The 11,925-nt window shown below is 45.5% G+C and carries 11 protein-coding genes; 8 read left to right on the top strand and 3 right to left on the bottom strand.

The features are described 5' to 3' along the window. Window positions 1–6: 6 nt before the first annotated feature. The 4 genes from dppC (at window position 7) to Q4549_RS05625 (ending at window position 4,564) form a co-directional block, all read left to right on the top strand. Entirely contained in the window at window positions 7–909 is a 903-nt protein-coding gene (gene dppC, locus Q4549_RS05640) for a dipeptide ABC transporter permease DppC (RefSeq protein WP_303549981.1), read from the top strand. A 10-nt stretch (window positions 910–919) separates the two neighbouring features. Further along, window positions 920–1,900, top strand: coding sequence for a dipeptide ABC transporter ATP-binding protein (dppD, locus tag Q4549_RS05635; RefSeq protein WP_137671717.1), 981 nt, complete (start codon window positions 920–922; stop codon window positions 1,898–1,900). After that, window positions 1,897–2,931, top strand: coding sequence for a peptide ABC transporter ATP-binding protein (locus Q4549_RS05630; protein WP_303549978.1), 1,035 nt, complete (start codon window positions 1,897–1,899; stop codon window positions 2,929–2,931). Before dppD ends, Q4549_RS05630 begins: the two co-directional genes overlap by 4 nt. Window positions 2,932–3,028: 97 nt before the next feature. Beyond that, window positions 3,029–4,564: an ABC transporter substrate-binding protein gene (locus Q4549_RS05625; RefSeq protein ID WP_303549973.1), complete on the top strand. Its 1,536-nt coding sequence runs from the start codon at window positions 3,029–3,031 to the stop codon at window positions 4,562–4,564. Here Q4549_RS05625 and dxs read toward each other — a convergent pair. From dxs to Q4549_RS05610, 3 genes are read right to left on the bottom strand one after another with little or no spacing between them, the layout of a single operon-like run. Further along, entirely contained in the window at window positions 4,561–6,438 is a 1,878-nt protein-coding gene (gene dxs / locus Q4549_RS05620; protein WP_303549970.1) for a 1-deoxy-D-xylulose-5-phosphate synthase, read from the bottom strand. The two genes, Q4549_RS05625 and dxs, sit on opposite strands and share 4 nt — an antisense overlap. A 34-nt stretch (window positions 6,439–6,472) precedes the next feature. Beyond that, a complete protein-coding gene (gene ispA / locus Q4549_RS05615; protein ID WP_303549967.1) occupies window positions 6,473–7,360 on the bottom strand; it encodes a (2E,6E)-farnesyl diphosphate synthase in 888 nt (295 codons plus the stop codon). Continuing rightward, window positions 7,357–7,620, bottom strand: a complete 264-nt coding sequence (locus Q4549_RS05610; RefSeq protein WP_137671713.1) for an exodeoxyribonuclease VII small subunit — start codon at window positions 7,618–7,620, stop codon at window positions 7,357–7,359. Before Q4549_RS05610 ends, ispA begins: the two co-directional genes overlap by 4 nt. Before the next feature lie 206 nt (window positions 7,621–7,826). On the opposite strand from Q4549_RS05610, the gene pomA reads away from it, so the two are divergent. From pomA to Q4549_RS05590, 4 genes are all read left to right on the top strand, one after another. After that, complete coding sequence (gene pomA / locus Q4549_RS05605) at window positions 7,827–8,591, top strand: flagellar motor protein PomA (RefSeq protein ID WP_137671712.1); 765 nt, start codon at window positions 7,827–7,829, stop codon at window positions 8,589–8,591. 11 nt (window positions 8,592–8,602) lie between these two features. After that, on the top strand, window positions 8,603–9,520 hold the full coding sequence (locus Q4549_RS05600; protein WP_303510990.1) for a flagellar motor protein MotB: 918 nt from the start codon (window positions 8,603–8,605) through the stop codon (window positions 9,518–9,520). A gap of 177 nt (window positions 9,521–9,697) precedes the next feature. Beyond that, complete coding sequence (gene thiI, locus Q4549_RS05595) at window positions 9,698–11,158, top strand: tRNA uracil 4-sulfurtransferase ThiI (RefSeq protein WP_303549965.1); 1,461 nt, start codon at window positions 9,698–9,700, stop codon at window positions 11,156–11,158. Between the two features lie 212 nt (window positions 11,159–11,370). After that, window positions 11,371–11,874 (top strand): glycine cleavage system protein R, encoded by a 504-nt coding sequence (locus Q4549_RS05590; protein ID WP_303549964.1) that lies wholly within the window; start codon window positions 11,371–11,373, stop codon window positions 11,872–11,874. Window positions 11,875–11,925: the final 51 nt, after the last annotated feature.

Genomic DNA, 11,925 nt, shown 5'->3' with positions numbered 1-11,925 from the left:
AATTTAATGTCAGAACAAACAACTAGTCCTGCCACGACAGGGCCGCAAGTTCAAACACCTTTACAGGAGTTTTGGGGCTACTTTAGCCAAAACACTGGGGCGGTGATTGGCTTGGTTTTTATTATTTTTATTCTAATCGTAGCGATATTTGCCAGCGTTATTGCGCCGCATTCACCGATTGAGCAATATCGTGATGCCTTGTTACTACCTCCTGCTTGGTTAGATGGTGGCAACAGTGCTTACTTGCTGGGCACCGATGACGTAGGCCGAGATATCCTGTCGCGCCTTATCCACGGTGCGCAGTTATCACTATTTATTGGTGTATTGGTAGTGACTCTTTCACTAGGCCTAGGAGTAATACTGGGTTTAACCGCTGGATTTTTCCGTGGTGCAGTAGAAACCGTGATTATGCGTGCCGTAGATATCATGCTAGCAATGCCAAGTTTGTTGTTGGCTATCGCTATTGTGGCAATCTTAGGTCCAAGTATCTTCAACGCTGCCATGGCGATTGCCATTGTATCCTTGCCGCACTATGTACGTTTGACGCGTGCCTCTACTATTGCCGAACTAAACAAAGACTACGTAATATCTTCTCGCGTAGCGGGTGCCAGTTCGTTGCGTTTAATGTTCATTACTATTTTACCTAACTGTACTGCACCACTTATTGTGCAAGCGACCTTAGGTTTTTCTAACGCTATTTTAGATATGGCTGCTTTAGGCTTCTTAGGTTTAGGTGCTCAACCACCGACACCTGAATGGGGAAGCATGTTGGCGGATGCCTTACAGTTTGTACAACGCGCCTGGTGGGTAGTAACCTTCCCAGGCCTTGTTATTCTGTTAACGGTATTGGCCTTTAACTTAATGGGTGACGGCTTACGCGACGCACTCGACCCTAAATTGAAGCAGTAGGAGATTAGTTGTGTCTTTATTAGAAGTTAATAACCTCACTGTTGAATTTGGTGATGGCGATAATCCGTTTCGCGCGGTAGACCAAGTGGGTTACAGCGTAGAGAAAGGTGAAATTGTTGGCATTGTAGGCGAGTCTGGCTCTGGCAAGAGTGTAAGCTCATTGTCTATTATGGGCTTGATTGAATACCCTGGTAAGGTAAAAGCCGATACGCTTAAGTTTGAAGGTCAAGATCTATTGGCCATGTCAGAAAATAAGCGCCGTGCGATTACCGGTGCCGAAATCGCGATGATTTTCCAAGAACCAATGTCTAGCCTTAACCCTTGTTATACGGTTGAGTATCAGATTAGCGAAGCGCTCAAAATTCACCAAAGCGGTGATAAAAAATGGCGCCGTCAGCGAGTGATTGAATTGCTTGACCAAGTGGGCATTCCTGACCCTGAATCACGTTTGAAAACTTACCCGCACCAGTTGTCTGGTGGTATGAGTCAACGCGTGATGATTGCGATGGCGATTGCTTGTGATCCTAAACTATTGATTGCTGATGAGCCTACTACCGCATTAGACGTGACTATTCAGGCGCAAATTGTAGATTTGTTATTAGATCTGCAAAAGCAAAAGAACATGGGCTTGGTGTTAATTACTCACGATTTGGCATTAGTGGCAGAAGCGGCGCATCGTGTGATTGTGATGTATGCCGGCCAAGTAGTTGAGACGGGCCCGGCGGAACAGATTTTTTCTAAACCTAAACATCCCTATACTCAAGCGCTATTGCGTTCGTTGCCTGAGTCATCACTGGGCAAAGACCGCCTAGATGCACTGCCAGGTGTAGTGCCGGGCGCATTTGACCGCCCGATAGGTTGTTTGCTTAATCCACGTTGCCCTTATGCCACAGAGCGTTGTCAGAAAGAACAACCCACTATGCAGGGAGAGGGCGTTCGTCAAGTGCGTTGTTTTACGCCACTTGATGAAGCAGGGAGACCAAGCGCATGAGTGACACTATTATGAAAGCGGCTGCGTTAGATTCAGAGCAACCCGCGAATCAAGAGCAAGAGTCGGTATTGTCTGTAAACGGGGTGAAAAAACATTACCACGTTAAAGCGGGCATGTTTAAGCCAGACGCTACAGTAAAAGCCCTTGACGGGGTAAGCTTTAGTCTTGCAAAAGGGAAAACCTTAGCGGTAGTAGGAGAGTCTGGTTGTGGTAAATCAACCTTGGCTCGCGTGCTCACTATGATTGAAACACCTACCGCTGGTGAGTTGTGTTTTGATGGCAAAGATATCTTAAGCTTGGGAAAAGATGCCGCTAAAGCATTACGCCAAAAAATCCAGATTATCTTCCAAAACCCTTATGGTTCACTTAACCCTCGTAAGAAGGTGGGAACCATTTTAGAAGAGCCCTTGGTCATCAATAGCGACATGAGCAAAGCTGAGCGTAAGCAAAAAGCCCTAGCGATGTTGGCCAAAGTAGGTTTACGCCCAGAGCATTATGACCGTTATCCGCATATGTTTTCTGGCGGTCAGCGTCAGCGTATCGCTATTGCTCGCGGTTTGATGCTAGACCCTAAGGTTGTGGTAGCCGATGAGCCTGTCTCCGCCTTAGACGTGTCTGTGCAAGCTCAGGTGCTAAACTTGATGATGGACCTGCAAGAAGAAATGGGCTTAAGCTACATTTTCATCTCGCATGATTTGTCGGTGGTGGAGCATATTGCCGATGAAGTGATGGTAATGTATTTGGGGAAAGCGGTTGAATACGCTTCTTGTGAAGAGTTGTTTGCTAACCCTAAGCACCCATACACTCAAGCATTGTTGTCGAGTACACCGCGTTTAGACCCAGCCCATCGCCGCGAAAAGATTAAACTAGAGGGTGAATTGCCTTCGCCACTTAATCCGCCGCAAGGTTGTGCGTTTCATGCGCGCTGTCGTTACGCCAACGATCGCTGCCACAAAGAGCAGCCAGCCTTAGTTCGCGAAGCTAATGCACAAGTGGCATGTTTTGCGCGAGAAGAGGGGCGAATCGCCTAAGTATCTCGAAACCAAACAAAAAGCGGGCCTGTCCCGCTTTTTTTATTGCCTCATCCCGTGTAAGTTAGCTGGATAAACTTACCAAGGACTCTTCACGTTGGCACTGTTAGATAAAACCAAAGCTAAAATACACAAAATAGCGCTGTTATTGGTGTTAATTGTAGGCTGGGTAAATGTTTCACCAGCCAAAACCTTGGTTTGGGGAACGGCTTTTCATGCTGAGCCCAACGTAATTGTTGAGGAAGTGGATGCCAACAGTAATTTTATCAACCACTTGTTGTTCGACCCTTTGTTTTTACTTGATCAACAAGGAAGAGTCGCCCCACGCCTGGTGACCAAGTGGAAGATAATATCGCCTACTCAAATTCAGTTTGAGTTACGTAATGATGTTGTTTTTCATTCAGGAAATCCGCTTACGGCTGAAGACGTAGAGTGGACCTTTAACCGCATTCAGCAACAGCCTCACTTACAAAGTTTGTTTGCACCGATTAAAAGCTTAAAAGCTTTAAATAGTTCGCAGTTTGAAGTGCTCACTTACCGACCATTCTCAGAGTTGATTCAGCGTTTAAGTTATATATTCCCAGCAGACAAACAGTTTTATCTAGCAAATAAGGAATTAGAAAACACCGAGATAGTCTCCTCTGTATCGGGAACTGGACCTTTTAAGTTGGCCCGTTACATACCGGGCATTGTGACCGAGTTTTCCATCAATCCTGAATATTGGCGTAATAAGCGCAGTAATATTACGCAAATTAAAGTGGTGCCAATTGTGCAGTCTGAAATGCGCATGGCGAGCTTGTTTTCCCGCGATGTGGATGTGGTAGACCATGTACCCGATAACTATGTAGAGCTGTTAAATAAAGACCCGCAACTATCCGTTATTCAGACCGAGGGTCTAAAGTGGTTGGCCATTGAATTAAATCAACGCCATCCCGCGCTGGCTAATCGGCGGGTACGCCAAGCGTTAAACTTGGCGATTGATAATGTTAGATTGGCTGAAGTGTTAGGGCCTTACGCTTTAGCGTCTACCCAGTTAAGCATCCCTGGTCTTCCTGGTTACAATAAAGAATTGTTGCCGCGCTATAACTTACTACTGGCGCATCAATTGCTGCAGCAAGCGGGTTTTGAAGATGGCTTTACGCTTACTATAGCAGTCCCCAAACAGCTATTTGGCGAGCAGTCTAAAGTGGTACCGCAACTGGTGTCGATGTTAGATCGGGTCAACATCACCCTCGTGCCAGAATGGTTAGATGAACAAGAGTATCAAGCCAATATTGAAAACTGCGCAAGTGATGTGATGTTAACGCGCCGCCAAAGTGATGCTGGTGACGTATTAAGTATTGCTCGTTCTATGTTCATTGAGGATAGTGGCACAAGCCTGCAAACGGCTGGTTGCTTGTCTTACCGGAATGAAAAGGTAACCCAGCTTATATTGGCTGGCGAGCAAGAGCTTGATGAAGAAAAGCGCGACAAGATTATTCAATACCTTGAGCAGCAGTTATACCAAGAAGCGGTGTTTGTGCCTTTATATTGGCAACGAAAGATATGGGCATTGAACCAGCGGATTAATATTGAAAATATGAATCGGGCTAGTCCATTCCCATTGTTTGAACGTTTACAGGTGTTAGATTAACGCGAAGGCTTATTGTTAAAGTCTTCGATTTTTTGTTGAATGCCCACGCTGTCTAAACCTAGTAGTTGGTATATTTCATCTTGGCTACCTTGCTCAACAAAATTGTCGGGTAAGCCAATATTAAGTACTTTTACTTGGTTTAGTTGTTCAGCAAATAAAAACTCGTTTACTGCCGAACCGGCGCCACCCAAAATGGCATTTTCTTCAACCGTTACAATTAGCTCATGGCTCTCGACTAACTGGCGAATACAGTCTTTGTCTAGCGGCTTAACAAAGCGCATGTCTACCAGTGTTGCATCGAGGTGTTCGGCTACAGGAGCGGCTTTACATAACAAGCTACCAAAGTTGAGAATGGCAATTTTTTTACCTTCGCGTAATACTCTGGCTTTACCAATCTCTATGGCGCTCATTGCATTGTTGATTGGCGTATTGTCTGCGCCGCCACGAGGGTAGCGAACCGCAGCAGGCCCCTGATGTAAATGGCCTGTGTAGAGCATTTGCCTACATTCATCTTCGTTGGCGGGTGCCATAATTACTAAGTTAGGCACCGCTCTTAAGTAGCTTAAATCAAAAGCACCTTGGTGAGTTGGGCCGTCTGCGCCAACAATGCCGGCGCGGTCGATAGCAAATAACACCGGCAAGTTTTGAATGGCTACGTCATGAATCAACTGGTCGTAGGCACGCTGTAAAAAGGTACTGTAAATAGCCACAACCGGTTGGTAACCTGCAATGGCTAATCCAGCTGCAAAGGTCACTGCGTGCTGCTCAGCGATGGCTACGTCGAAGTATTGTTCAGGGTACTCTTTAGAAAAGCGCACCATGCCCGAACCTTCGCGCATCGCTGGGGTAATCCCCATTAGCTTTTTATCTTTGGCGGCCATGTCACATAACCAATCGCCAAATACCTTAGAGAACGTAGGCGCGGCACCTTTGCTTTTAGGCAGGTTACTTTGGCTAGGGTCAAATTTAGGCACGCCGTGGTAACCAATAGGGTCTTGTTCGGCGGGTAAATAGCCTTTCCCTTTTTTGGTCATTACATGCAAAATTTGCGGACCTTTTAAGTCACGCATATTGCTTAATGTGCGCACTAAGCCTTTTACGTCATGGCCATCAATAGGGCCAATGTAGTTAAAGCCAAATTCTTCAAATAAAGTGCCCGGTACTACCATGCCTTTAAGGTGTTCTTCAGCGCGGCGAGCCAGCTCTTTAATCGGCGGCATACCGCTGAGTACTTTTTTCCCGCCTTCACGGAGCGAAGAATACAACGAGCCTGAAAGAATGTTTGCTAGCGAGTTATTGAGTGCGCCAACGTTTTCCGAAATCGACATCTCGTTGTCATTTAAAATCACTAACATGTCGTTGTGGATTGCGCCCGCGTGGTTTAGCGCTTCAAAAGCCATACCGGCGGTCATGGCGCCATCACCAATCACGGCCACCACTTTACGGCCTTGCTGTTCTTTTTCAGCGGCTATCGCCATGCCTAAGGCCGCACCGATTGAGGTGCTAGAGTGGCCTACGCTTAATACGTCGTACTCACTTTCACCACGCCATGGGAAAGGGTGTAAACCTTTAAACTGACGAATGGTCGACATTTTTTCACGGCGACCAGTAAGAATTTTGTGCGGGTAAGCCTGATGGCCAACATCCCAAACCAATTTATCAAAGGGGGTGTTGTATACGTAATGCAAGGCAACAGTGAGTTCAACTGCGCCTAAGCCTGAGGCTAAATGGCCACTCGACTGGCTAACACTGTTAAGTAGATACTGGCGAAGTTCGTCACATAGTTCGGGAAGCTGCTGTTGCTCTAGTTGGCGTAGCTGCGGAGGCAGGTCTGCAAGAGCAAGAGTTGGGTAATCTTTAATATTCAGTGTCATATAAAATGCTTATCATTATTTTTATTGTTGACGACTAGTTGTTTCGATGCACGACATAATCAGCCAATGAGGCTAGCAACTCACCATTGTAAGGCAAACTCTCTAAAGCTAACAGCGCTTCTTTACCTAGTAATTCAGCCTTTTCTATGGCGCCGTCCAATCCTAGCAAACTTGGGTATGTGCTTTTGTTTAGCGCCTCATCAGAGCCTTGAGGTTTACCTAAAGTATCGGTATCACTAATTATATCTAAAATGTCATCTCTAACTTGAAAAGCTAAGCCTAACGCATCGGCATAACGAGCTAAAGCTTGTTGTTCATTTGGCTGGGTAATATTGGCGCATATTGCGCCCAGCATCACCGCCGCTTTAATAATAGCGCCGGTTTTATGTTGGTGAACGGTTTCTAACTGCTGCAAGCTTATTGTTTGATTGGTTGCTGCAATATCTAAGGCTTGTCCGCCACACATGCCATTGTATCCGGCTGCTTGGCTTAACACTTTTAGCATAGCGACTTTTTGCGCATCACTGGCTGGAGCATCAGCAATTAAACTAAACGCCAAACTTTGCAGGGCATCACCGGCTAAAATTGCTGTGGCTTCGTCAAAGGCGATATGGCAAGTTGCTTGACCGCGGCGAAGATCATCGTCGTCCATGGCAGGTAAATCATCATGAATAAGCGAATAAGCGTGAACGCATTCAACGGCTGCTGCTGCAGTATTAAGTAGCGCTGTTGAAGCCCCGTTCAATTGACCCACAATATAAACAAGCAGCGGGCGAACTCTTTTTCCACCTAGCAATAAACCATGGCGCATAGCGGCCAGTAAACGCGGGTCGTTTACTGTTTGCTGCTCTAATATTTGGTCTAAGTGCGCATTAATTTGTGATTGATAGTCAGCGATGGAGCTGGCTAAAGTAGTATTCACTCAGAAGACTCCTGAGACAGCGGTTCCAAAGTATCGCCGTTTGGACCTTGACGAAGTATCTCAACCTGTTGCTGAGCTTGCTGCAGTTTTGCTTGTCCAGCGTTAGCAAGGCCGATGCCGCGCTCAAATTGTTTGAGTGAATCTTCGAGGCTTAACTCACCTTGTTCTAATTGTTGAACAATGTCCTCAAGTTCATTTAAAGTCTCTTCAAACTTCATCTTTTCTGGTTTTTTTGCAACCACAGCCAAGGCCTCTCTCATACTTATGCTGGCGCAAAGTTACCCTAGGCGTATAGGTAGGTCAAACATGCGACTCAAGTATTTTTATTTTGGTCGATAAATATAGAAGAGCTTGGTGTGTCAAGATATTGATATGAGAACACAAAATTACCTTCGATTCTGTTTTGGGAGTAGACTAGTATTAGTTTAATTAGAATCTCTAGGCTACAGGTTAAAAGGAAAAAGCAGTGGATTTAGCAACGCTGATTGGGATTATCGGCGCCTTCGCGTTTGTTGTAATGGCGATGGTGATGGGGGGCGGGATTGAGATTTTCATCGATATCCCTTCGGTACTGATTGTTTTTTGTGGTTCGTTATTTGTTGTATTGATGAAATACAACCTCGGCCAGTTTTTGGGTGCAATTAAAATTGCGGCCAAAGCTTTTATGTTTAAGGCCGACAAACCCGATGATTTAATTGAGCGCTCAGTTGAAATGGCTGACGCTGCCCGTAAAGGGGGCTTTTTAGCTTTGGAAGAAGCTGAGATCACTAATCCCTTTATGCAAAAAGGCATTGATATGCTAGTTGATGGTCACGACGCTGACGTAGTGCGTGCCACCATGGAGAAAGATATCTCTCTCACTTCTGAACGCCACGAGTTTGGCGCTGGCATATTTAAAGCACTTGGCGATGTGGCGCCGGCAATGGGTATGATTGGTACGCTAATTGGTTTGGTAGCGATGTTGTCTAACATGGATGACCCTAAGTCTATTGGCCCTGCCATGGCGGTAGCCTTGTTAACGACCTTGTACGGTGCCATTTTAGCTAATATGGTGGCGATTCCCATTAGTGAGAAGTTATTGCTGCGTGCTGGTGAAGAAAAGCTAAATCGTAGTCTTATTTTAGATGCGGTATTAGGGATCCAAGATGGGCAAAATCCGCGTGTGATCGAAGGCGTGTTGAAAAACTATCTGCCGGAAGGTAAGCGCTCTCTTGGTACAACCGACGAATAGGTGACGCAGTAATGGAAGAACCTTGCAAATGTCCCCCCGAAGGTTTGCCCGCATGGATGGGCACCTTTGCCGATCTTATGTCTTTGTTGATGTGTTTCTTCGTATTGCTATTGGCATTCTCGGAGATGGACGTATTAAAGTTTAAACAAATCGCTGGGTCGATGAAGTATGCCTTTGGTGTGCAGAACCTGTTGGAAGTAAAAGATATTCCCAAAGGAACCTCGGTGATTGCCCAGGAATTTCGCCCTGGTCGCCCAGAACCCACACCAATTGAAACCATCATGCAGCAGACCATTGACATGACTCAGGCCAAGCTGGAGTTTCATGATGGTGAAGAAGCCGATGCGGGCGGGCAGCAAAAAGCTGCAGGCCAACAGACCGGCGGCCGCGCCTCTGCTACTCAAGCTCAATCTTCACAAAGCCAATCAGAGACTCAAGCTCAGCAAAATGAAACCGCCAAGCGGATTGCTCAACAATTGCGAGACCAAATTGAAGATGGCGCGATTGAAGTGGAGTCATTAGGCCAGCAAATTATTATTCGAGTCCGAGAAAAAGGCGCATTTCCTTCTGGTTCGGCATTTTTGCAGCCTAAGTTTAGGCCAGTAATTCGCCGCGTGGGCGAAGTGATTAAAGATATTCCGGGTATTGTTACGGTGTCTGGGCATACCGATAATCAACAAGCTGAATCGGAGCTGTATCGTTCCAACTGGGATCTTTCTAGTCAACGCGCGGTATCGGTGGCACATGAGCTGATTAAGGTGCAAGGATTTGCCGAAGAACGCTTGATAGTAAGTGGCGTGGCAGATACTCAGCCACTGCTTAAAAACAATACCTTGGAAAATCGTCGCCGCAACCGCCGTGTAGAGATAGGCATTATGCAAGGTAAAGCCTCTCAATCTGGTGAGATAGCAGTCTCCGATGCGCAATAGTTATTTACCTCGCCGCTAATACCGGCGAGTTTCTTTTTTTGTCCTCTCTTTTTTGCTTCGCTTTGCGTTTTATTCAGCAAAGTATTGCACTTGTTCTTAGCCTAAAATAAACAAGATTGGCTCACTGCCATAACTCGCGGTATAATTCGCGCCCAAATTTATCAAGGCCCCAGAGTTATGAAGTTCATCGTTAAACTATTTCCAGAAATTGCTATGAAGAGTAAGCCGGTTCGCAAGCGCTTCAGCAAAATCCTGCAAAGCAATATTCGTAATGTAATTAGTCCTATCGATGAAACGATTCGTGTACGCCTAGACTGGGATCGAATGGTGGTCACTTCGCGTAACGAAAGCGAGGAAAACCGAGCGGCGGTTATCGAAGCCTTGTCGTCTACACCGGGAATAGTGCATTTTCTTGAAGTGTCTCAGCATACTTTTACTGATCTACACAGTATTTATGAACTGACTCATGAGGTATGGAAAGACCGCTTAAAAGGTAAAACCTTTTGTGTTCGAGTAAAACGTAGCGGTAAACATGACTTCTCATCAATTGAAGTAGAGCGTTATGTTGGTGGCGGCCTTAACCAGCATTGCGAAAGCAATGGGGTGCGCTTAAAGAATCCAGATGAAACGGTAAAACTAGAGATATCTGACGAAGATGTTTATCTGGTTAAGGCCAAACATGAAGGCCTAGGCGGTTTCCCGATAGCCACACAAGAAAGTGTACTGTCACTCATCTCTGGCGGCTTTGACTCTGGTGTATCGAGTTACCAGCTCATTAAACGTGGCGCCAAGGTGCATTATTGTTTCTTTAACCTTGGTGGGCGTGCTCACGAGCTAGGTGTTAAACAAGTTGCTCATCATCTTTGGAAACGTTTTGGCTCATCTCATCGGGTGAAATTTGTCGCCGTAGATTTTGACCCAGTGGTAAACGAAATTCTTGAGAAAGTAGACAACGGCCAAATGGGTGTTGTGCTTAAACGAATGATGGTACGGGCTGCTTCTGAAGTGGCTAAAAAACTGGATATTCCAGCCTTGGTGACCGGCGAAGCGGTTGGCCAAGTGTCTAGTCAAACCTTAGTAAACTTAAGCATGATTGACCGGGTATCTGAAACCTTGATATTGCGCCCGCTTATCGCTACCGACAAGCAAGACATTATTGATGTTGCTAAGCGCATTGGCACCAATGATTTCGCGGAAACTATGCCGGAGTACTGCGGTGTTATTTCAAACAAACCTACGGTGAAGGCGGTTGAATCTAAACTGCTTATTGAAGAAGAAAAGTTTGATTTCTCTATACTCGACAAAGTGGTTGAAGATAGCCGCATTACCGATATTCGCGATATTGCTAAAGAAACCGACGAGCAAGTCACCGAAGTTGATAGCGAAGAGGTTGCGCAAGATAAAGAAGCGGTAATATTGGATATTCGCTCTATGGAAGAACTAGAGCTAAAACCCTTTGCAATGGATGGCGTTGAAGTGAAACATATTCCCTTCTTTAAATTAGCCACCCAGTTTGGCGATTTGGATCAAAGCAAGCACTATATGTTGTACTGTGATCGCGGTGTAATGAGCAAACTACAAGCCTTGTACTTACAAGATGCTGGCTTTAAAAATGTTGGTGTTTATAGCAACAAATAGTTCATTTAGCCCTGCTTGAATTAAGCCGACTTTCGTCGGCTTTTTTGTCTGCTAAATAGTTAAAAGTCATTAAAAAATATGAATTTTTGCTACCAGTTAGCATTTTAAACAGCTTTTACTGATAATTGCCTCAAACTAGGAGTTTTATCACACCGTTCACTCTCAGGTGGTATAAACTTAGAGTAGGTTTTAGCACAAAAAGGGGTAGAAGTATGAGCGCTCTATTTTTAGTTACCGCAGTGGGCGAAGATAAACCCGGTACGCTAAATCGCTTAGCCGATATAACGCATTCTCAGCAGGGAAAGTGGCTAAGCAGTCGCGTAGTTAACCTCGATGGGCAATTTGCCTGTATCTTCAAAGTTCAAGTTCCACAAAAAAATAGCCAAACCTTACAAGATGCGCTTCTTAATGTAGAGGGTGTACAGCTTGATATTCACGATTGTAAACCTGCGCATCTATCGCAATCAGAATCTCTGCGCTTAGTGATTGATGCCGAAGATAGACCAGGACTGATTAACGATATTACACGTTTGTTGGTGGGGCATGGGGTGAACGTTAATAAGCTTGAGTGTCATCGTGTTAGTGTGCCGGAGGCCGGAGGGAATGTATTCACTGCCGAGCTTGACCTCATGGTGCCAGACAGTGAAAACACGGCGAGCATTATTGCTGAGATTGAAAGTTTGCAAGCGCAAATGGTGGTGAACCAAGCTCACTAAATGTGCGTTAAGCGGGTAAGTTGTAAAGGGCGGCAATAAGCGGCCCTTTTT

Origin of the sequence: Agarivorans sp. 2_MG-2023, assembly GCF_030548085.1 — a bacterium.
In the GTDB taxonomy this organism is placed as follows: domain Bacteria; phylum Pseudomonadota; class Gammaproteobacteria; order Enterobacterales; family Celerinatantimonadaceae; genus Agarivorans.
This window is presented reverse-complemented; position numbering and strand designations above follow the sequence as displayed.